23 protein-coding genes are annotated in these 20,963 nt (G+C 66.7%); 15 read left to right on the top strand and 8 right to left on the bottom strand.

Annotation, left to right across the window (positions count from 1 at the left end):
* Window position 1 precedes the first annotated feature (1 nt).
* A complete protein-coding gene (locus DB30_RS06640) occupies window positions 2–715 on the bottom strand; it encodes a hypothetical protein (protein WP_146658168.1) in 714 nt (237 codons plus the stop codon).
* 24 nt (window positions 716–739) lie between these two features.
* Here DB30_RS06640 and DB30_RS06635 point away from each other — a divergent pair, with 24 nt between their 5' ends.
* Window positions 740–1,282 (top strand): shikimate kinase, encoded by a 543-nt coding sequence (locus DB30_RS06635; protein WP_146658167.1) that lies wholly within the window; start codon window positions 740–742, stop codon window positions 1,280–1,282.
* 92 nt (window positions 1,283–1,374) lie between these two features.
* Here DB30_RS06635 and DB30_RS06630 read toward each other — a convergent pair whose 3' ends face one another.
* Together DB30_RS06630 and DB30_RS06625 are read right to left on the bottom strand one after the other, a co-directional pair.
* Window positions 1,375–1,824, bottom strand: coding sequence for a hypothetical protein (locus tag DB30_RS06630; protein WP_052547134.1), 450 nt, complete (start codon window positions 1,822–1,824; stop codon window positions 1,375–1,377).
* A complete protein-coding gene (locus tag DB30_RS06625) occupies window positions 1,821–3,575 on the bottom strand; it encodes a serine/threonine protein kinase (protein ID WP_052547133.1) in 1,755 nt (584 codons plus the stop codon). Before DB30_RS06625 ends, DB30_RS06630 begins: the two co-directional genes overlap by 4 nt.
* 161 nt (window positions 3,576–3,736) lie before the next feature.
* On the opposite strand from DB30_RS06625, the gene DB30_RS06620 reads away from it, so the two are divergent.
* The 4 genes from DB30_RS06620 (at window position 3,737) to DB30_RS06605 (ending at window position 6,846) form a co-directional block, all read left to right on the top strand.
* On the top strand, window positions 3,737–4,765 hold the full coding sequence (locus DB30_RS06620) for a hypothetical protein (RefSeq protein WP_052547132.1): 1,029 nt from the start codon (window positions 3,737–3,739) through the stop codon (window positions 4,763–4,765).
* 95 nt (window positions 4,766–4,860) lie between these two features.
* Complete coding sequence (locus tag DB30_RS06615; RefSeq protein WP_052547131.1) at window positions 4,861–5,523, top strand: hypothetical protein; 663 nt, start codon at window positions 4,861–4,863, stop codon at window positions 5,521–5,523.
* Window position 5,524: 1 nt separating this feature from the next.
* Window positions 5,525–5,929, top strand: a complete 405-nt coding sequence (locus DB30_RS06610; RefSeq protein ID WP_052547130.1) for a hypothetical protein — start codon at window positions 5,525–5,527, stop codon at window positions 5,927–5,929.
* 29 nt (window positions 5,930–5,958) lie between these two features.
* Window positions 5,959–6,846 carry a hypothetical protein gene (locus DB30_RS06605; protein WP_146658165.1) on the top strand — a complete coding sequence of 296 codons (888 nt, stop codon included), beginning with the start codon at window positions 5,959–5,961 and terminating at the stop codon, window positions 6,844–6,846.
* Window positions 6,847–6,864: 18 nt separating this feature from the next.
* Here DB30_RS06605 and DB30_RS06600 read toward each other — a convergent pair whose 3' ends face one another.
* The 3 genes from DB30_RS06600 to DB30_RS42715 are packed head-to-tail and all read right to left on the bottom strand — an operon-like array spanning window position 6,865 to window position 9,372.
* On the bottom strand, window positions 6,865–7,176 hold the full coding sequence (locus DB30_RS06600; protein WP_146658164.1) for a hypothetical protein: 312 nt from the start codon (window positions 7,174–7,176) through the stop codon (window positions 6,865–6,867).
* Window positions 7,177–7,202: 26 nt separating this feature from the next.
* A complete protein-coding gene (locus tag DB30_RS06595; protein WP_052547127.1) occupies window positions 7,203–7,613 on the bottom strand; it encodes a hypothetical protein in 411 nt (136 codons plus the stop codon).
* Between the two features lie 13 nt (window positions 7,614–7,626).
* A complete protein-coding gene (locus DB30_RS42715; protein WP_165703653.1) occupies window positions 7,627–9,372 on the bottom strand; it encodes a serine/threonine-protein kinase in 1,746 nt (581 codons plus the stop codon).
* A 192-nt stretch (window positions 9,373–9,564) separates the two neighbouring features.
* Between DB30_RS42715 and DB30_RS06585 the strand changes: the two genes are divergently transcribed.
* From DB30_RS06585 to DB30_RS06535, 10 genes are all read left to right on the top strand, one after another.
* The gene (locus tag DB30_RS06585) at window positions 9,565–10,644 is read left to right on the top strand and encodes a hypothetical protein (RefSeq protein WP_165703652.1); all 1,080 of its coding nucleotides are present in this window, start codon (window positions 9,565–9,567) and stop codon (window positions 10,642–10,644) included.
* Window positions 10,623–11,450 (top strand): hypothetical protein, encoded by an 828-nt coding sequence (locus DB30_RS41255; RefSeq protein WP_153258245.1) that lies wholly within the window; start codon window positions 10,623–10,625, stop codon window positions 11,448–11,450. Before DB30_RS06585 ends, DB30_RS41255 begins: the two co-directional genes overlap by 22 nt.
* Before the next feature lie 329 nt (window positions 11,451–11,779).
* A complete protein-coding gene (locus DB30_RS41250) occupies window positions 11,780–11,950 on the top strand; it encodes a hypothetical protein (protein WP_205632924.1) in 171 nt (56 codons plus the stop codon).
* Between the two features lie 122 nt (window positions 11,951–12,072).
* The gene (locus tag DB30_RS06570; RefSeq protein WP_165703651.1) at window positions 12,073–12,822 is read left to right on the top strand and encodes a hypothetical protein; all 750 of its coding nucleotides are present in this window, start codon (window positions 12,073–12,075) and stop codon (window positions 12,820–12,822) included.
* Between the two features lie 174 nt (window positions 12,823–12,996).
* Window positions 12,997–13,275, top strand: a complete 279-nt coding sequence (locus DB30_RS06565) for a hypothetical protein (protein WP_205632923.1) — start codon at window positions 12,997–12,999, stop codon at window positions 13,273–13,275.
* The gene (locus DB30_RS41245) at window positions 13,275–14,546 is read left to right on the top strand and encodes a hypothetical protein (protein ID WP_052547120.1); all 1,272 of its coding nucleotides are present in this window, start codon (window positions 13,275–13,277) and stop codon (window positions 14,544–14,546) included. Before DB30_RS06565 ends, DB30_RS41245 begins: the two co-directional genes overlap by 1 nt.
* Before the next feature lie 174 nt (window positions 14,547–14,720).
* Complete coding sequence (locus DB30_RS06550) at window positions 14,721–14,999, top strand: hypothetical protein (RefSeq protein ID WP_146658162.1); 279 nt, start codon at window positions 14,721–14,723, stop codon at window positions 14,997–14,999.
* Window positions 14,999–16,222, top strand: coding sequence for a hypothetical protein (locus tag DB30_RS06545; RefSeq protein WP_146658161.1), 1,224 nt, complete (start codon window positions 14,999–15,001; stop codon window positions 16,220–16,222). The genes DB30_RS06550 and DB30_RS06545 overlap by 1 nt, the downstream gene beginning before the upstream one ends.
* 12 nt (window positions 16,223–16,234) lie before the next feature.
* Window positions 16,235–17,176 (top strand): hypothetical protein, encoded by a 942-nt coding sequence (locus DB30_RS06540; RefSeq protein WP_052547117.1) that lies wholly within the window; start codon window positions 16,235–16,237, stop codon window positions 17,174–17,176.
* A gap of 67 nt (window positions 17,177–17,243) precedes the next feature.
* The gene (locus DB30_RS06535; RefSeq protein WP_146658160.1) at window positions 17,244–18,203 is read left to right on the top strand and encodes a hypothetical protein; all 960 of its coding nucleotides are present in this window, start codon (window positions 17,244–17,246) and stop codon (window positions 18,201–18,203) included.
* A gap of 6 nt (window positions 18,204–18,209) precedes the next feature.
* On the opposite strand, the gene DB30_RS06530 is transcribed toward DB30_RS06535, so the two are convergent.
* Entirely contained in the window at window positions 18,210–19,649 is a 1,440-nt protein-coding gene (locus DB30_RS06530; RefSeq protein WP_052547115.1) for an Lcl C-terminal domain-containing protein, read from the bottom strand.
* Window positions 19,650–19,784: 135 nt separating this feature from the next.
* The gene (locus tag DB30_RS06525; protein ID WP_052547114.1) at window positions 19,785–20,819 is read right to left on the bottom strand and encodes an aspartate-semialdehyde dehydrogenase; all 1,035 of its coding nucleotides are present in this window, start codon (window positions 20,817–20,819) and stop codon (window positions 19,785–19,787) included.
* Window positions 20,820–20,963: the final 144 nt, after the last annotated feature.

Here is a 20,963-nt window from a genome sequence, read left to right as displayed (position 1 = left end):
GTCAGTGACGGCTGGTGACCCGGCTCCAGCACTCCCACTGCGCGGTGCAGCTGTGCTCTTGGGCGCACTCGGCGAACGAGACCATCAGCTCCGCGTGGGGGTCGCAGCTGAACATGCACGAGTTGAACTCTTGCTCGAACTGCGAGCTGCGGTCCGTCAGCTGGTGCAGCGGGCGGTCGTGATAGTGGCACGCGTACATGCCCCCGCAGACCAGCTCGCAGGTGCCGTAGCTGGAGGGGGCGGCTTCGATCTGGGTGACGACGACGGTGCGGGCGTTGGCGGCGGCGTCCCAGTCGTTGCGGGCGCAGTCCAGCAGCGGGCCGCAGCTGTCGCGGCTCTCGCAGCCACGAAAGCGCTTGCCGACCTCGCTTGTGGGATTGACGTTGACGCACAGATCCAGGCAGGTGAGCTCGAGGTGGCCGGCCTCGCGCAGGTGCCGGGCGTCGCTGGTGTCGCCGCGCTCGCGCAGACAGTCACCAACCCGGCCGCACATGCGCTCGCACGGGCGCGCCGTCTCGGGCGCGCTCGCAACCAGCGCGACGAGCTGCCCTGGGGCCGCCGCCGCGGCGTGGGTGGGATCGGCCAGCGCGGGCTTCATGGTTGACGGCCCCGTCTGGGTGTCCACCGTGGGCCCGCCGCCGGGCTCGGGCGTGTTGGCGCAGGCAAGCGTTGCGAGCAAGCTCGCCAGCGCGGTCAGGCGAAGGGGCCGGGCCATCCGGTCCATGGTAGAGGGGTCATCGTGTTCACGCGACCCGTGTTCTTGCTGGGGATGATGGGCGCCGGAAAGACCAGCGTGGGGCGCGAGCTCGCCAGCCGGCACGGGGCCACCTTCATCGACCTGGACGCACGGATCGAGCGTGTGTTTGGTGCTGGCGTGGCGCAGCTGTTCGAGCTGGGCGAGGCGTACTTTCGAGCGTGTGAGCGGGCCGCGCTGGACTCGCTGGTGGCCGAGCCGGGGTTTCGCATGGCGCGAGCGGTGGTCGCGACGGGCGGGGGCGTCGTCACGGACGCCGCGAACATGGCGACGATGGCCGCGGCCGGGCGGCTGGTGTACCTGCGCGCGAACGTTCAGACCCTGTGTCAGCGGCTGTCGACGCCGGGCGAGCGAAGCCGGCGCCCGCTGCTTGCAGACAACGCCGACGCGCTGACCCAGCGGCTGACGGAGCTGCTGCAGGCTCGCGCGGCGGCGTACGCCCGGGCTTGCGTGGTCGTGGATGCCAGCGGCAGCGTGCCGGAGGTCGCGAGCTTGGTCGAGCGTGCGCTCGCGACCGAACAATCATAAACGGAGCGCTCGCCATGGAGCGAGAGGAACGGGAGCGACCACCAGTGTTGGTCTCCCGCCCCATGACGAGGCCCGAACTCGATGTGTGATCGCTATTTGGACGGTGGCGGTGGCGGAGGCGGTGGCAGTGAGCGGCGAGGCGGCGGTGGGCGTTGCGTCGCGCTGGCCTGGCCGAACTCCAGATCCAGCGCGTCCGACAGAATCTCGGTCTGCTCGGGCTCCTTCTTGAGGAAGAACATGGTCCGGGCTCTATCGAGATCGCCCTCGTCGCCGTTGGGCATGAACTCCGTGACGGGCACCAGCGTGGACTGCTCGAAGCGTTCGCGCTCGGGGGAGGGCGGCGCCGACGGGACCCCGGGCTGCGCCCAGCCCATCCACTGATCCGCGCCTGGCGGTGGTCCAAGCGGCGGCCCGACGACACGCGGCGCTTGGGTGCGGGGAGCCGGCGCGGGCGCGCGCGTCCACAGCCACCACGAGAAGCTCAGTAGAAACACGGTCGCCGCGAATCCGACGATGATGATGACGACGCTCTCGATTGTCATTTGGGGTCGACTTGCACGACCTTGAAGCCGCCGGGTTTGGTCAGCAGGACCTGGTAGTCGTGACCGGGACGCAGCCGTAGCCGCCCGAGCTTTTGGTAGTCGTCTGATTTGTTCGTGCGCATGGATATCGTGTGATTGCCCTCGAGCAGCTCGAGCTCTTTGCGTGGCTCGAGCACCAACTCGACGCGGCCAACCTTGACGTAGGCGAAGTTGAATTCGTTGGCCAAGAACAGGACGGCGACCTTCTGCTTTGGCGCGGTGTCCTTGGTGGGCGCGACCGGCTCGGCTGGGGCGACGGGCACGGGCGGCACAATCGGCGTGACCGGCTTGGGTGGCTCGGGGGCGTTGTTTGGCTCGGGGAGGACCGGCTTGGGTGGTTCGGGCTCGAGCTCGAGCTCGAGCTCGAGCTCGGGTTCTGGCTCTGACTCTGGTTCTGATTCCGGCTCTGACTCTGGTTCTGGCTCCGGCTCCGGCTCTGGCTCTGGCTCTGGCTTTGGCCCTTCCGCCCCCGGCGACCGGGTCGCCTCTGCGATCGCGTTGTCACCGGTCGATGAGGCATCGAGCGCGAGGAACACCGTCATCATGCCAAGCGCCAAGGCGAGCGCCGCGATCGAGGCTGCGAGGCTGCGCGTGAGTCGAGGCGCCCGCTCGGGCGACAGCCTGCCGACGTTGGTGTCGTCGATCGCCTCGCCGTGAAGCTGATCGTGGGTGGCATCGGTCGACGAGTTGACGCCGCGCCATGATCGCTGACTTCCCGAGCCGGTCTGGGCGGTGTACCGGGCCGCGCGCGCGGCGATTCGCGCCTGGACATCGCCGCCCGAGCCAGTGCTAGCGACGGGGGCCAGCGAGGGCACCAGCTCACGCATGCGGGTCACATAGGACTCGAGCGCGATCGCGGTATTTCGGTAGCCTTGCCACTCGGTCAGCATTCGCAGGGCCCCGCGCGCCGTGCCGATGCGAAGCTCATCGTTGGGTTCCAAGAGCCCGTACATGACCCGCACCAGTTCGGGCGGCAGCGCCTCGGGGTTGCTCAGCGGCGGAACCGCGCCGTTCATGATCATGCTCAACAGCTGCATGTCATCGCAGTCGTCGCGGAACCGTCGCGCCTCCAGCATCTCGTAGAACACGGCTCCAACCGCGAATAGATCAACCGTGGGCTCGCGCGACATGCCCTGCAGCTGCTCGGGCGGCATGTAGCGCAGCTTGCCTTTGACGTTGGTGCCGGCGGTCTCCTCGGTCGAGAATCGCGCGACGCCAAAGTCCATGAGCTTGACCTCACCCGCGACCGACACCATCACGTTTTGCGGTGACACGTCACGATGCACGATCGCCGACGCGTGGGAGGTACGAACGTTGTGGGCGTGGTCCAGCGCCCGAAGCAGCTCGCCAATGATGTACGCGGCGATGTCCAGCGGCAGCCGCTCGCCGTGGTCCCACAGCGCCTGGTTGAGCTGCGAGAGGTTGATGCCGTCAACCCACTCCATCGCCATGAAGCACTCGCCGTCGCACTCGCCCGCGTCGAACACCTGCACGATCGCCGAATTGTTGAGCGTCATCGACAGCCGCGCCTCATCGAGGAACATCTGTCGAAACTCTGGCTTCTCGCGTGACGCCCCGTTGAGGAGCTTGATCGCGACGCGCCTGAGGCCGCCCAGTGCGTGGCGCTCGGCCAGCCAGACGTCGGCCATGCCACCCGCGCCGATCTTGTGGCTCAGCGTGTAGGCGCCCAGCTGCTTGTTGAATTCGGACATGTGTTCGTTGGGCGCCCGCGCGCACCGATTGTGTTCTTGGCAACAGTCGCGGCGCCACCCGGATCGTTCACCGCGGCCGAACACCGCGGCCGAACACTGCGCCGCGCCCGGCGACTCAGCGTCGACCAGCGGCAGCGCGCGAATGCTGCAAACGTCAAAGCATGCACGATACCGACGCAGATGAAGACCTCGATGAGCCCACGCAGCCGTTCACCCACGCGCAGATCGGCATGATGCTCAACGAGGCTGAGCAAGCGCCGCCGCGGCGCGAATACCCCGTTGATCTCAGCTACTTCTTTGGGTTTGGCGAAGCTGGGACCCCCAGCGGAATGATCGGGAGTCACGCGAACCACGGGGGCCCGACTGCGGCGGGTGTCTGTGGTGATCCTCCGCGGGTCAAGCCATCCGCGCCGCGCGTCGAGCCGCGCGCAGCTCGGGCCGCACCGGCGCCCGAGCTCGATCTGTATCCGTGGGGTCCAGCGCCCGCGGAGCTCGACGGCGCGCCGCCGCTGCCGAACCTGCCTACGCTCGCGCCTGCGCAGGTGCCCGAGTGGCCCGCGCCTGCAGTTACACCGCAGATCGCCGCCCCTGTGCACGGGAGCGCGTTGGAAGAGGATCTTCGCAACGCCGGCCTGCGCAGTCGCGTGAGCGTGGGACTCGCCGGGATCGCGGCGCTGGTGGCCTGCGGGCTAGGAGCGCTCGTGTGGTGGTGGACGCGGGCCGAGCCGCCGCCACCCTCGGAGCTCGGACCGCCCGAAGTGATTACGATGGTCGCGACCAAGTATGATGAAAACGAGGACGAGGACGCCGACGAGGACGCCGAGGAGGCGGCCGAGGAGGCGGCCGAGGACGCTGAAGACCAAGACACCCATGACGGCGAACCCCGGGTACAGGGGCGGGTCAGCATGGAGGGTCCCACCGGTATCAAGCAGGTTCGGGCGTCGGACACATCGCACTGCGTGACCCAGCGCGAGCTCGCGGACGAAGCCCAGCGCGCTGGAAACTGGACGCGACTCGAGGAGCTCACCCGCGAGGTGAAGTGCTGGAGACCCACTCGAAAGGCCAAGGTCATGCGCATGAACGCGCTGTTCGAGCTTGGCCGACTCGAGGAGTGTGAAAAGATAGGGAATGGCTCGAATCACCCGGAGATCAAGAAGTGGATGAACCTGTGTACTCGCGGCCGTGGATGATCGCTGGTGCCCTTGCGGGCTTACTCATATTTGGTGGTGGGCGGCCAGCGTTCGCTGCGGACGCGGCCTCTGTTCGCGCGCAGGCGCTGCCGCAGGTGGAGGTCTCGGTTGACACGTCTGCGCTCGAACACGACCTGGGCAAGCGGCTTGGCGACGCGCTCGACGACGAGCTCGCCGCCGCGCTTCGTCAGCAAGGGCTCGAGGTCGTCAGACGATCTGGGGACGCGCGGATCGAGGCCCGCGTCGAGCTGCTCGACTACGAGCTGCGCGAGTACGCGATCACCCTCGAGCTGGTGTTGCACGGTGAGCGGGAGGTGCTGATCAAAGGGCTGGTGTGCGCGGGCTGTGCGGAGGCCATGGTGATTCGCCAGACCCTTGCCGTGCTCCCCGTCGCGGTCCAGCGGATCGAGCTTCAGACCCGCCCAGAGTCGGAATCTAGGCCACAGCCAGCGTCACCCGCGAGACGGCTTGGCGCGCTTGGGATCACCGGCATCGCCGGGATGTCGGGCGGAATTGGCGGTGTGATCGCGGGCTCGGTTCTGGTCGCGAGGTCGCCGACGATCGAGACGAGCAAGCAGAGCGGCCAGGCCCAGGGCGCTGCGTTGGTCGGGGTTGGTGTCGCTGCCGCGCTGCTGGGCGTGACCGCGCTGGCTTTCGACCTCACGGTCTTCGATCGCCAACGACGAGAGCGCAACGTATTTATCCAAGTCGACGCGACACCGACGAGCGCCGGCGTGTGGCTGAGCGGGAGGTTCTGAGATGTCAGACCAGATCAAGAGAATTCGATTGTTGGCTGCGCTGGTGCTTGGCGCGAGCGTGGGTCTTGCGGCCCCAGCTTGCGGGCGGATCACCGTGGAGCACTGCTGGTGGCAGGAGGGCGACAGGACCTGCGCAGAGATCTTCCATGATCGGCCCTATTGCTCGACTGACGCGAACAACTGTGGCGCCGTGGCAGCCTATGGTTGCGTGCAGGAACTCCCGGACCCGCAATGCCACTCCCCGTGTGGGCTTGGGGTGTCCGAGCAGGATCTGGGCCGGTCCGAGTGTGGACTCGATGAGGGCGAGAGTGACACCGCGGCCGACGGGGTGGAGAGCGACCTGCCTCAACCGCAGCCCGATCTTGCCCGAACCCTCGACGTCAAAGACGGGAGCACGGACAACTGATGGTCGCTTCCCTCGTACTCTGGACAATCTTGGCAGGCCCCGCGGAGGACCCTTCGTTGGCCCAGCCGCCCGCGCCCGTGGTCGAAGCGCTCGAGTACGGCGCGGCTGTCGAGCACCTCACGGCAACAATTGAGCGAGCGAATCGGGATCCCGTTGAATCGATCGACGCGCTGACTGAGGCGATCGCGGTGTTCGACGGATTCGCGCCCCAGCTGTCCGCCGACGTCGAGACCCTCGAGCTGCGGGAGTTTGCGCGGCTCAGCCTCGCGCGGGCCCAACGGATCGCCGGGCGGCCGGAGCTCGCTGCAGAAGTCATGGACACAGCGATTCGTGCGAGCCTTGGCGCGGAGCTGCCAGCTGACCGCCTAGGACCGAGCGTGCTCGCGCTCTACCAGCAGCGGCTTGCCGTCCTCGAGGCCCAGGGATACGCGACCCTGGAAGTGAGCTGCGAGGCCCCGTGCCGGATCTTCATCGAGCAGCGCGAGGTCGCCTCGGTGCCGCCGTTGCTGCTTGGTCGCTACGATGTCTGGGTAGCGGACGTCGCGGGTCGAGGCGAGCCCCTGCTTGAGCAGGTCGAGCTTGGTGTCGCCGGTGAGGCGCGCCAGCTCGCGTTCGGGGTCACGCAGATCGGCGGCGCCGCGCTGGGGCAGCCCCAGCCCGCCGATCGTCGGCTCATGCCGCGGTGGGCCAGCGTCATGCTGCTCGCTGCTGGTACAGTCGCGATGGCGGCCGGCGCTACGGTCGTGACAACCGCGGGCAAGGCGAACGACAACCCGAACCTGCTCGCTGGCGCCGCGGCATTGGGGGGTGGCGCAGCCGCGGTGATCACCGGTGGGGTCGTGTTGAGCTTCGACGACCACCGCGCCCGTCATGGCGGCGGGCGCCAGGCGACCCTGAGCTGGACGCTGCGCTTCTAAGAGTCAAGCCACACCCTGCTAGTCCGGCCTGGGGCCGGACAGCATCTGCGTCATGTTGACGAGGCTGGTCGCGTCTGCGGAGGGCGTGGGCTCGGACTCCAGCTGCTCATACGGAAGGCATGCCGTACGCTCGTCTTGGGGGGGATCGGGCTGCGGTGGGGCCACGCCGATCTGCTCGTAGGTGGTGGCGAACAAAGTGCGGTCGGCGGTTGGGCGCCCGGGTCGGCTGCGGCCGGGCGCGGGCTGCCGTCGGCGCCACACCAACAGGCCTACGATCGCCATGATGGCCAGGATCGTGCCCACCGCGAACATGAAGACGACGATGCTCACGCTGCGCATGACGAGTTCGGGGCTGCTCAGTATCGCGGAAGCTTCGCCGGCGGCGCGAAGGTTCCGGCGCGCTTGTTTGGTGTGGTCTGCAGCTGATCTTCGTACTCCGCCGGGTAGGCCACTGGCGCGTCGTCATCGCGCTCCTTCGCCATCCATTCGGGCCTCTCGGCCAGGATCTCGGTCTTCTCCGGGGTGTTGCCCTTGACGAAGAAAGTGGTGGTGGCCATCTCGTTGGCCCCCTCCTCTGGCGTGGGAGTTGGCAGTGGCGCGAGGGCCTCGAGGTGACTCGCGCGAGCGCGGATCGACCCGGGGATGGCTGCGTGGCCCGTTGTCCACGGCCACGGAGGATCATACGTCCAGAGCCACCAGGCGACCCCGAGCGACGCCGACATGGCCACGAGGCCCGTGCACAGGATGAGTAGGGTTGCGATCGACATATCGACGGGTGCGTCAGCGCAGCTCGGTGACGGTGAAGCTGCCGGGCGGCGCCATGAGCACCTCGTAGGTCTTGCCCGCCTCGAACTTTGCTCGTCCGATTCGCTGCCACGTTTTCGCCGACATTTGACGGATCTGAATGGTGTGATTGCCGACCGGGATGTGGACCGTCTTGAAGGGCTGGAGCGTGAGCTGACGGCCACCGACCTTGATGTAGAGCGAGCGAAAATTGCCGGCCGCGAAGCTGACCTTCACTTTTTCTTTTTGCTTGGGCTCGGGCGTATCGGGTGGCGGATCCTCGACCTGCTCAGGCTCAGGCTCAGGCTCGACCTCGGGCTCGAGTTGAAGATCGGGTTCGAGCTCAGGCTCGGGCCCTAATTCGAGATCAGGCTCGGGTTCGGGTTGTGGCTGTGGCTCTGGGTGGTGTTCTGGGGCCGCGACGGTCGGCGGCTCGAGCTCGATGTCGTCCTGCTTCGCTGCGACAAGCTCGACATTCTCGACATTCTCGACGTGCGTCGCAGCGGCGAGCTCGGCCCAGAACTCCGAGTTGCTCGCGTCGCCCGTCTCACCCGGACGCGTGGCGTCGTGGACGGCGACCATCATGCTCGAGCATCCCACCAGCAGGCCGAACCCCGCGATGGCCGGGGCGGCGATTGTGTTGAAGCGGCTGCGCGGGGAGCTTCGGCGCAGCGAGCTGACGCCGGTGCTGTCCACTGCGTCGCCGCCCAGCTGCGCGAAGGTTGCAGAGGTCGACGAGTTGGACGACACCCTGCGGCTGTGCACAGCGCTCGAGCCTGTGCCTTGGCGGATCGGTCCCGCGGCGGCGCGTCGGCTGTCGCTGGCGATGAAGTCCGTGGTCGAGCACAGGTCCCGGTAGCGGACCACATAGTCTTCGAGCTCGATCGCCGCGTTTTGGTAGCCACTCCACTGCGTCAACATGCGCAGGGCCGCCCGAGCGCTGCCGATCCGCTGGCGGGCGTTCGGCGCCAACAGGCCGTCTAGCACTTGCAGGATCGGCGGCGGCACGCGCTCTCGGTGTGACAGCGTGGGGGTCTGACCGCCCAGGATCATTGCGAGCATCTCGACGTCGTCGTCGGTGTTTCGAAACCGCCTGCGCTCGATCAGCTCATACAGCAGGGCACCCACCGCGAATAGGTCAACGGTGGGATCACGCGAGTTGCCTTGCAGCTGTTCGGGCGGCATGTAGCGCAGCTTGCCCTTGACGTGGACCCCGGCGGTCTCTTCGCTCGAGAACCGTGCCACGCCAAAGTCCATCAGCTTGACCTCGCCGGCGACCGACAGCATCACGTTTTGTGGCGACACGTCACGGTGGACGATTGACGCGCCTTCTGGAGTCTGTAAGTTGTGCGCGTGGTCGAGGGCGCGCAGGACCCCGGTCACGATGTAGACCCCGACATGGAGCGGCAGCCCCTCGCCGCGCTCCCACAGCGTCGCGTTGAGCTGCGCGAGGTTGAGGCCGTCGACCCACTCCATTGCGATGAAGCACTCGCCGTCGCACTCGTTGACGTCGAACACGTTCACGATTGACGAATGGCCAAGGCTCATCGACATCTGGGCCTCAGCCAGGAACATGCGCCGATAGTCTTGCTTGTCGCGCGACGCTGGATTGAGCAGCTTGATCGCCACGGTCTTGCGTGCGCCCATCCGCACGCGATCGGCCATCCACACCTCGGCCATTCCCCCGGAGCCGATCTGTCGACGCAGGGTGTACTCGCCCAGAGTTCTGTACTGTTCAGTCATGCGCAGGGCTTGCCCGTTGGGAGCACAGTCGTGCCCAGCGCTGAAACGTTCATGTTCGCGGTGAACGCTGCGCTTCGGCCGACGACTGTTGGTCTTGTACGCCCTCTTCGCATGCCGCAGCCCCTTGCATCGCTCCGTATGGATGACGCCGATGAATCGACGCGGCCGTACACGCATGAACAAATTGACGACATGCGAAAGCTGGTCGCCAGCAGGAAGCGGGCCGGTACGGGGCCAAGCACGCCGCGGGTCTTCAAGGTCAACCTCGAGCGATTCGCTCACTTTGGCGACGCCGGGACCCCGGCGGGGATGATCACGTGTCGGAGCGCGACCTTGGTGGTTGGCAGCTGTGGCGCCGCGGACGAGGCGGTGGCGATGCCGGCGCTGGGGCCTGAAGCTTCGCAGTCGTCGCTGCGGATGAGCTCGGTTGCGACTGCCGAAGCCGCCGCGGATCAGCTGGGCGTCGAGGGCTGGGGCCCGCCGCCGAGCGGGTTGGACGAGGGCAGTGACGACGACGGGGTCCCAGTCGCGCGCGTGGGTGTGCTCGAATGGATGCCAACGCTGGTCTACGGCGCAGCGAGCCCCGAGCCGATTGATGTTGAACCTCCGACTGCCAAGATCGAGTTGCCGACCCACGAAGTCGGGGCGCCCCTCGTCGCGCGCGAGCACGAGCGCTCGGCCGAGGTGTCGGGCCCGGAGCCGCTCGCGGGTGCGCCGGATCGGAAGGGGTGGCGGGTGGTCGCCGGGGCGGTGGTGCTGGGGTTGGTGCTCGCGCTTGGATGGGTTGCGGGGCGGGGAGAACCGGCGGCTGCTGCCGATGAGCCGCTCGTTGCTGCTGGCGAGCAGGTGGCTGTTGGTGAAGCACCGCCGCCGCCGGACTTGCCAGCGGGGATCCAGCCAAACGATGACCTCGAGGAGATTCGCGTGGACGCGCCCGTCGTTGACGAGCCCGAGCCCGAGCCCGAGCCGGAAGCAGCACCGCCGGAGCCAGCTCCGCGGCGCCGCAAGCCGCTCGCGCACGAGACCAAGCAGTGCGCCGAAGCTCGCCTGCGGACCACGCAAGCCTCGACCGCCGGGCAGTGGAGGGAGGTCTTGACGCTGACCGCCAAGACCAAGTGCTGGGCCAAGGCGGACAAGGTTGAGCCCCAGGCTGCGCGGATGGTGGCGCTGTTCGAGCTGGGGCGGCCTGGTGAGTGCGTGGAGGTTGGGAAGGGCAGCAATCATCCGAAGATCGTCACATTGAGAAAACGATGCACATTCGCTCAAAAATGAAATGTCGCATGTCCTGCGCGGTGGCTGTCTTTGCCGCGATGCTGGTGCTTGGTGTGGGGACGCGAGCTCGCGCTGCGGCGCCGCCGGAGCAGCTGGACAAGCAGGTTGCGCTGGTTGTGGACGTTGGCGCGCTCGAGGTTGCGCTGGGGGAGCGGCTTGCTGGCGCGCTGGATGTGCAGCTGCGAGAGGGGCTGCAGCAGGCGGGGGCTGTGGTGGTTGATGACTTTCTCGACGCGATGATCGCGGTGCGGATCGAGATGCCGAACGCCGAGCTGCGGCTCTATGCGATCACCGTGGAGGTGGTCGTGGATGGGGAGCGTGAGGTTGTTGTGGACGCGGAGCCGTGCGAGACGTGCAGCGAGGCGCAGGTGGTCGAGCTCGCGGTGGGGAAGCTGGAGGCGGCGCTGGGGCGGGTTCCGGCGCCGGAGGTTGTGCCGGAGCCGGAGGTTGTGCCGGTGGAGCCGGAGGAGCCGCGCCGACGCAGAGGGTTGGACCTTGGGCCGCTGGGGATTGCGGGGATGAGTGGGGCGATCGTGGGCGCGGCCGCCTCGATTGGGGCAGGCGTGCTGGTGCTATCGCTGCTGCCGTCGCAAGGTGAAGTTTCGTCTGAGACGATCGATTGGACCTACTTGAGGGTTGGGGGGCCGGTCGTGATCGTTGGGGGCGTGGGTGCGCTGCTGGGTGTCGCGGCGGTGGTTTTGGATACGCAAGTGCTGCGGGCGCGCCGCAAGGGGAGGGCTGATGTCCATGTTTCGGCTGATGTCTCCGCGAGCCACGCGGGGTTCTGGATCACAGGGAGATTCTGAGATGAACACGAAGACGAACACGAAGGTTGTTGCATACGGGTTGATGGCGCTGGTTGTTGGGCTCGGGGTTGGGCTTGGGGCTTGTGGCCCGTTTGAGACGGGCAACTCGGCGCACTGCTGGCTGGCTGAGGGAGACAAGACTTGTGAGGAGCGGTTTGGGGGGGAGCGGAACTTTTGTTCGCGGGAGAGCGAACCGTGTGGGGCGGCGGTGCCCTACGGGTGCGTGGCCGAGCGGCCGGAACTCGATGAGTGCTATAGCCCTTGCGGGGGTGGGGCGTCGGTGAGGGAGGATTCGGATTGTGTTCCGGTTGGGGGGGAGAGTGGGTCGGATGGGAATGGAGATGGAGATGGAGATGGAGATGGAGATGAAGATGGAGATGAAGATGGAGATGGCGATGGTGATGGTGATGGTGATGGAGATGGTGATGGAGATGGAGATGGTGATGGGGAGGGTGATGGGGATGGGGATGGGGATGGGGATGGGGATGGGGATGACGTGATCTCTTGTCCAGAGGAGTGTCGGAGCGGAGAGCATTTTGTTGGTCCTGTGGGGTGCGTGCTATTCCACACGGAGGTTGTCGTAAACGCCGACGGCGGACAGTATACGACCATTGCGGATGCGGTGAGCGCCGCTGCCATCGACAAGACCACATTGATCAAGGTGGAATCATCGGTCGAAGGTGAACAGGTGCAGGTGGAAGGCAAACATGTGATTATTGTGGGGGATATGCCCGGGGGGATGCCTGAGTGGACGACGACGTCACCCCTTCCTCCGCTGGCTGCATCGGACAATGGACGTGCTGACGTCTCAGGTATAAAGTTGTTTCGTGCCGCGCTTGGCGAGAATGAGGCAAAATCGGCGGCCATCGCGTCCGATGATAGTCGAATTAACTTTGATAAATGCGTGATCGTCGGCCTCGACGGGGCTGGCGTTCGTGCTGATGGGGATGCGCGGGTGACCTTGTGGAGCACCACAGTACTTGGTGCGCACGCCGGACTCGAGGCGCTGTCGGATGGGGCAATTGAAGCGGTGTTTGTGTCGGTTGGTGCGCTGAGCGGGGCAGCCCGGCAGTGCGCTGACGGGGGACGTGTGGACGTGCATAAGTCCATCTTGTACTCGGCAAAGGCAACACCCGATGAGTGCGACAGCAGCAGTATTTCTGACGTCTGGGATATGAACGCGATCTCCCCGAACCCAAATAAGTGGTTTGCTAATTTCATCGGCGGAGATCTTCACGTTGGCGAGGGTGACATGGGACCACATGCGCCGAGTTCCTACTATAATGCACTGCCCGACGGCCCCCGATGTGACCTTGACGGCGACGAAATCCCGTTGATGAACGCATACCCCGGCGCCGACCAACCCCTGTAGAACGCCCGAGCTCGCAGCGATCGAACACCCCAAGACGAACCCGTGCTGATCCAACTACTCACCGTCGCTACCCTGCTCTCCGGTCCCGCCCCGGCGCCAAGCCCGGCTTCTAGCGAGGCTCCCCCAACGCGCCAACAGCCTCACATTGGCGCGCTGGGTACCACGGGCGCGACGATGGCCGCAGCCGGTCTGGGTTTGGTGGTCGTAGGCAGCGTGAACCTGACGACAAGCTTCGCGTTCGCCTACGAGCCGAAGAAGTATGAGCCGATCAGGCGTCCCCACGGCTCAGCCAGGGCGCTTCTGGGTCTAGGAATCGTCGGCGTCGCCGCGGGAGTCACAGCCTTGGCGTTTGACCTGGCCTTCCACAGGCGCGGCCGTGAGCGCGATTGGCTGGCGGTTTTCCCACGCTTCACCCCCACCAGCGGCGGCGTCTGGCTCACGGGGAGGTTCTGATGACTCGCCGCTTCCTGTCGCTCCTCGGCGTGTTCGGGCTGCTCTCGTGCGGCGCGCCGGGGCACAACCTCGAGCACTGCTGGTGGGACGAGGGCGACGCGACCTGCGAGCAGAGGTTTGGCGGAGCGCGCCCCTTCTGCACACGATTTAGCGATCCGTGTGGTGTCGCCACCAACTACGGCTGTGTGGCCGAGCGGCCCGCCCTCGACGAGTGCTACAGCCCCTGCGGGGGCGGGGTGCCGGCCACGGAGGACCTCTGCGGGATGGAGACCAGCACCGATGAGTCTGGTGACGGCAACGGCGATGGCGATGGCGATGGCGATGGCGATGGCGATGGCGATGGCGATGGCGATGGTGATGGTGACGGCGACGGCGACGGCGACGCCCAGACCTCCTGTCCAGAGGAGTGCCTGAGCGGAGAGTATTTCGTTGGCCCCGCAGGGTGTGTGCCCTTCGACACAGAGCTAGTCGTAAACGCATACGGCGGGCAGTATACGACTATTGCGGCCGCGGTGAATGCTGCTGCTACCTACGAGACTACATTGATCAAGGTGGAGTCCTCCGTCGCAGGCGATCAGGTGCAGGTCTCGGATAAACACGTCATTATCGTTGGCGCTCAGCAGTCGGGGATGCCTGAGTGGACGACGACGTCACCGCTTGCTCCTCTGTCTGTGTCGGGCGATGCTCGTGTCGAGGTCTCAGGCCTGAAATTGTCTCGTTCCGCGCTCGGGCCAAACGATGCGCCGGGGCCAGTTCCGGCGGCTATTGCGGCTGATGCCAGCCGAGTCTACTTCGACAAGAGTGTGATCGTCGGGCTTGACGGAGTCGGGGTTCAGGCGAGTGGGAATGGGCGGGTGACCTTGTGGAGCACCACGATATTGGGTTTTCACGCTGGCCTCGAGGCGGCGTGGGGTGGGGAAATTGCGGCGGTGTTCGTGTCGGTAGCTTCGTTGAGCGGGGCAGCCCGGCGGTGCGTTGGCGTTGGGCGCGTGGACGTTCACAAGTCCATCCTGTACTCGGGCAACGCAACATCCGATGAGTGCGATAGTGGCGGTAGTTCTGACCTCTGGGATATGAATATGAGTTCGCCGAGTCCAAATATGTGGTTTGCCGATTTTCCTGGCGGAGATCTTCACGTCGGCGAGGACAACATGGGACCGTATTTGCCGAATTTCTTCTACGACGCACAACCCGACGGCCCCCGGTGTGACATTGACGGTGACGAAATCCCGCTGATGAACGCCTACCCCGGCGCCGACCAACCCCTGTAGAACGCCCGAGCTCGCAGCGATCGAACACCCCAAGACGAACCCGTGCTGATCCAACTACTCACCGTCGCTACCCTGCTCTCCGGTCCCGCCCCGGCGCCAAGCCCAGCTTCCAGCAAGGCTCCCCCAACGCGCCAACAGCCCCACATTGGCGCGCTGGGCATCACGGGCGCCACGATGGCCGCGGCCAGCCTTGGCGTCGTGGTCGTAGGCAGCGTGAACCTGACCACGAACTTCGCCTTTGCCTTCGACCCACTATTCGGTGAGCCGAGCAGACGCCCGAACGACTCGGCCAGAGCGCTGCTAGGCCTCGGAATCGTTGGCGTCGCAGCGGGAGCAACCACGCTGGCGTTTGACTTGGCGCTGCGCAGGCGCGGCCGTGAGCGCGGCCGGCTGGCGATTCTCCCACAGTTCACCCCCACCAGCGGCGGCGTGTGGCTCACGGGGAGGTTCTGATGGTTCGCCGTCTCGAGCCGCTCATAGGCCTGCTCGGCCTGATCTCCTGCGGCTCGCCAGGACACAACTACGAGCACTGCTGGTGGGCCGAAGGCGACGCGACCTGCGAGCAGAGATACGCCGGAGAACGCCCGTTCTGCACACGGTTTACCGAGCCGTGCGGAGTTGCCACCAACTACGGCTGCGTGGCCGAGCGCCCCACCCTCGACGAGTGCTACAGCCCTTGCGGGGGCGGTGTGCCGGTCACGGAGGACGCCTGCTGGATGGAGACCACCACCGGTGAGTCTGGAGACGGAGACGGAGACGGAGATGGTGACGGAGACGGTGACGGCGATGGAGACGGCGATGGCGACCTCCACGCGTGTCCCGAGCCCCCCTGCAAGCCAGGAGAGTACCTCGTGGGCCCCGCAGGCTGTGTCCCGTTTGACAACGTCCTGGCCGTGAAGGCGCAACCACTCGGAGCCTCCGAATTCTCGAGTATGGTCGAGGCAGTTGCAGCCGTCACCAATGATACCCCCACACTCATCACCATCGAGTCATCGATCGTGGAGAGCGTCGTTGTGCTCTCGGGCAAACGCATCATCATCGCCCCGGAGGACCCGGCACGACCCGTGCTCTGGTTGGCAAATAACGGTGCCGCGCTGGCAATCAGCGACGCAGACGTGTACATCTCCGGCTTGCATATCAGCACCTCCGACGAAATCGTCGCCAACGCGATCACTGTCGGTACGGGTCGATTATACATCGACAAGAGCATTGTTACTACTGGTACAAGTGGCGGTGTCTACGCGTACAGCTCCGCCAGTGTCCACGTGTCGAATTCATTTATTGCAGGGTCAATTGCGGGGTTGAAGTCCGCGAGCACGGCAACGATCGAAGGCACATTCGTCTCGGTGGCGGCAGCGTTGCGCGCGCGCGAATGTGGGGCTGGAGCGAATGTGCATCTGCGTAGGTCGATCATCTTTTCGACGGGACAAGTCGCGGACGAAAGTTGCACGAAGGACGGCAGCATCGAGGTCTGGGACATGAACGCGAGTCCACCCAGCCCAGCTCTCTGGTTCGAGGACCCTGGCGCGGGCGACCTCCACGTAGGCTCGAGCAACGGTGACCTCCACACTCCGGCTTTTTACAACGACCGCGCCTTCGGCGACCCACAATGTGACATCGACGGTGACCCCATCCCCGAGTTCGACGCCTACCCCGGCGCCGACCAACCCAGCTAAACACCCCAACTCATGCTAGCCCCCATTCTCACGTACACCCTCGCTGGTCTCCTCCTCGCCCCAGCTCCCTCAGGCGCCCCCCCGCCCCCAGAGCTGATCGCAGATGAACAACCGCAGTCCCCCAAGTTCACCGCCGCGCTCGAGCACCTCGCGCAGGTCGACACCGAGATCAGCCGAACCGAAGATCCGCTCGCGTCCGCAGACGCACTGATCGAAGCCCTCGCTGCGTTGACCAACTACGCACCCGAGGTCGCGGCTTCGCCGAGCGCCAGAGACCTACGCCAGCTCGCGCGTCTCAACCTCGCGCGCACCTACATGCTCGCGGGCAAGGACGATCTCGCGATCGAGACAATGGACGAGACCATACGCGAGGCGATGGGTGACGAGGTTAACGCGGGCATGTTCGGCCCAAGCCTGTCCGACTTGTACCAACAACGCATGGCCGCGCTCGACGAACGCGGCCGCGCAACCCTGGTGGTGACCTGCGCCAGACCGTGCAGGGTCTACATCAACGAGACGGCGGCCGCGCCCGACGAGCCTCCAAGCCTGCCGCTCGGCAGCTATCGCGTGTGGATCGAGGACGCGACCGAAGACCTGCCGCGCAGGCGCGTGCTCGTGAACCTGAGCGAGGCCGAGCAAGTCTACGAGGTCGACTACGCCCCACTACCGGTCCCAGAGGCGCCAGCCAAGCCCGAGCCCAAGCCAGATCGGATCATGCCCCGCGGAGCCGAGCTCGCGCTCATCGTGCTAGGAGCCGGCCTCACGGCGACCGGCGCGGTGTTGGTCGCCGGCAACAAACACCTGCAGGTCGGTCCCATGATCGGCGGCGTGCTGGGCCTCGCTGTCGGCGCAGGCATGCTGACGAGTGGGTCGATCGCGCTGACCGTCGACGAGCGAAAGCTCGCTCGGGGCACGTCACACCAAGCCACGCTGTCCTGGAACATGCGCTTTTGAGCGCCGCCGGGTCACAGCCGCAATCGACAAACCCACTACGCTGACGAGCTCGAGAGAGGACTTCGCGATGCTCACGCTACTGACAACACTCACGCTATTGTTCGCACCCACCACCGGCCTTGACGCTCCAGGCCCAGACACCGACAAGGGCCAAACCGCGCCAGCGCCAGCGCTCGAGGAGCCCGAGTACACCGCCGCGGTCGATCAGCTCCGCGTGGCAGACGAAGCGGCCAACCGCGATCCAGTCGCCGCCGCCACGGCGTTGAGCGATGCGATCTCGGCGCTCGAGCAATTCGGCCCAGCGCTGGCGGCCGACGCCGAAGCCAGAGAGCTACGCCAGTTTGCGCGCCTCGACCTCGCGCGGGCCCACCTGCTGGCCAATCAGCCCGAGCTCGCAGCGCAGGTCATGGACGAGGCGATCCGTGAGGCAATGGGCGACCCCATTCCAGCCGGGGACTTTGGGCCGAGTCTTGGGGAGCTCTACGAGCAGCGGCTCGCGGCGCTCGAGGAGAGCGGCCGCGCCAGCCTGGTCGTGAACTGCGGCATGGAGTGCAAGGTCTACGTCAACGAGCGCGACCTCGGACCGAACCCGCCGCCGCTGTTGCTCGGGACCTACCGGGTGTGGATCGAGGACACCACGGGCAAGCGAACGGACACGCGCGAGCAGGTCGAGCTGGGGGAGGCAGGCCAAGTGCTTGAGCTCGAGTTCGCGGTGCTTCGACCGCCCCCACAGCCGGCCCCACAACCGCCAGCGGCATCGTTCGAACGGAAGATGCCGCGCTGGGCCGAGATTTCGCTGATCATCGCGGGCGTCGGCTTGACGACGACCGGCGGGGTGCTGCTCGGCCTCGACGGCACGCACAAGCGAAGCGGCGCGCAACACAACACGCTACCCGGGGGCGCAGTTGCAACCCTCGTCGGTGTCGTCACCCTGCTGCCCGGGGTGATCACCCTGAGCATCGACGAGCGACGGCTCGCCGGAAAGACCCGTCGCCAAGCGACCGTCAACTGGACCATGCGCTTCTAGCCCAGCTCAGTCCTGCCGCAGCGCCGCCCGCACGCATCGGACCCGCACGTCCGATGCGTCCTTGCTTACAGGGTCAATGCTCCGCGCCGCCAGGTCGAGCACGAACACATGATCCTGCCCATCGCCAACGTTAGTCGCGAGCGTGCCCGACCAATAGCGATCTTTCTCGAGCATCCGCGCCCCCCGCAGAGTCTTGAGCTCGTCGAGGCTGGGCAGCCGCCAGTCACGAACGCCGCGGTAGGACTTCGCCCGGCAGTCGTTGGCGGCGTCGCGCCACGACATCGTGCCGCCCGGTTGCGCGACCAGCAGCAGATCGATCGAGCGCATGTCGCCGCTGGCGATCGCCTCGCGGATGATAGTGGTCGCGTCATTGGAGCCAAGGGGATCGCCCGTCTCCGCTTCGCCCGTCTCCGCTTCGCCCGTCTCGGTCTCGCCGGAGGTCGCTTCGTCGCCCGTTGGATCCGCGTTCTCCTGCTCGGGCGCGGCGCTCTGGGTGGCGGCTACATCACTGGGCGCGACCTTGGGCGCGCCGCGACCAGGTATGAGCGTCGTCTCGAGATCGTCCGAGTTGAGCAGCGCGACCGTGCCCGCGACCGCGAGCAAGAGCACGAACAGCACGACGACGACCGACCTGCGACCGGTCCGCGTCGCGGCTGGGCTGGGCTCGGCAGCGCGGCTGCTGGCGGCGTCTGACTTGGCACCGCCGGCGGTCGCGGGAGCGCTCGAGCTCGCGGGAGCGCTCGACTTCGCGGGACTCGTCGACGCGCCCGCGAGCTTGTTGGTGCCGCTGCTTTCGTCGAGCTGTTCGTCCGCCCAAGTTGCGCGCTGGGGCGGAGTCGCGGGCTGGTCCGACCCAGCCTGCTCGCGGCTGAGCGACTTGCTGGCCGCGAGCACGTAGGAGCCAGACACAGAGTCCTCCCGAGGGGGCGGGCGCCTGCTTGGAGGCGCGGACTTCGGGATCCGCGTGTTGCCGCTGGGGATCGCGTCGGAGCCGACGGCAGAGATATCGGTGACGCCCACGACGTCTCGCAACCGACTGCCGCTCGAGCTGCTCACGCGGGCCCTTGCGGCGTCGGAGTCTGCGGCGTCCTTGGCCTCCTGGATCTTGGCGAGCGCGGCGTGGATCGTCTCGGCCATCGCCAAGGTCTCGTCGGGCTCGACCAGCAGCTCCGAGAGGTAGTGCTCTGGACCCTTGCGCGCGCTGTAGACCCCTGCGATCCGTCGATGCTCGGCCGGCCCCAAGGCTTCGCCAAGGCAGACCACGAACAACCCAGCACCCGGCACGTCGAGCGCCGGTCCAAGCTGGTGCGGATCCGTCTCGACGCCCACCAGCAAGCTCGTGGGCAGCCCACGCTCCGACAGGTGAGCCGCGAGGGGCCGCAGGTGGTCGGCGTCCTCGGGCGCACAGCACAGGGTCACCGAGATGCCGTGGCTCGCTGAAGTCATGCCGTGGCGCGAGTCTCAGGTGACTCGGGTGAGACTGTATACCTCGAATTGGGCCACCGCAGGAGCTGTCCGTTGCGCAAGCGCGAATATGAACAAGGGTCGCTAGAGGCTGCGTGGCACTTGGGGGCCACCGCGTTACACCCGCAGGCTGGGGTCGGCAGCGTCAAACCAGGCAGAGGCGATCCGAACCGCGTTGGTGGCCGCCCCCAGCCGCAGGTTGTCGGCGGCCACGGTCAGGCACCAACGGCGACCGTTGGTGTCACGCCCGTCCCTGCGCACGCGACCGACGAGGGCGTCGTCGCGGTGTTGCACGGTCGCAAGCGCGGTGAGGTGGGTCCCTTCGGGGCCGGGAAAATAGCGCACGAAGGGCGCGGCGCCGAGCAGCTCGGTGATGCCGGCCGCGTCGGCGGGGCGCTCGAGCTCGACCCACACGTTCTCGTAGTGCCCGACCGGGACCGGCACGCGGCAACACTGCGCGGACAGCCCGAGCTTCGGCAGCTCGAGGATCTTGCGGCTCTCGTTGACCAGCTTGCGCTCTTCGGACGAGAAGCCGGAGTCGTCGGTGCTGCCGTTGTGGGGCACGACGTTGCCCGGGTAGGCGCTCGCGTCCAGCAGCGCGCCAGACAGCTCACCCGCGCGCTGCATCTGCGAGAAGCCGGCGATGGTCGCGTCGACGAAGCTGGTGAGCGGGGCCAGCCCGGCCCCCGAGATCGCCTGGTAGCTGCTGACGGTGACCTCACCCAGGCCGTAGTGGGCGCGCAAGGGCTCGAGCGCCAGGCTCAGCGGGATGGTCGTGCAGTTGGGGTTGGCGACCAACTTGGTGTCCGCGGTCGCGCGCCGATGGTTGACGCCCGCGACGATCAGCGGGACCTCGGGGTTCATGCGGTAGGTGTTGCTCTTGTCGATCACCCGGTAGCCAAGCTCGACGAGGCGCGGGCAGTAGCGCGCGCTGTACTGATCGTCGAGGGCGACGAAGGCCAGCTCGCCGCCGCGCGTGTCAGCCTGCTCGAGCGAGCTCGCGGCGTAGACTTGGTGGGTGCGGCCGGCGTGCTCGAGGGTCTGATCGCGGCTGGCGTAGAGCGCGAGCTCGGCGTCCGGCCAGGCGCGGTCGATCAGCGTGAGCAGCTCGCCGCCGACCAGGCCGGTGGCTCCCAGGATGCAGATGCGCATGCGCGGGAGCGTAGTCGATCTGTGCTCGGCCCGGGGGAGGGCTTCTCGCCCGCTTGCGGACAGCTTCGTCGTCAGGTGCACCCCGGGCAGCGATCTGTTTTCAGCTCGGGCGAGGGCTTCTCGCCCGCTTGCGGACAGCTTCGT

Source organism: Enhygromyxa salina (assembly GCF_000737335.2).
Taxonomy (GTDB): Bacteria; Myxococcota_A; Polyangia; order Nannocystales; family Nannocystaceae; genus Plesiocystis; species Plesiocystis salina_C.
Note: the sequence above shows the minus strand (reverse complement) of the source record. Positions and strands in the feature narration are given on the sequence as shown.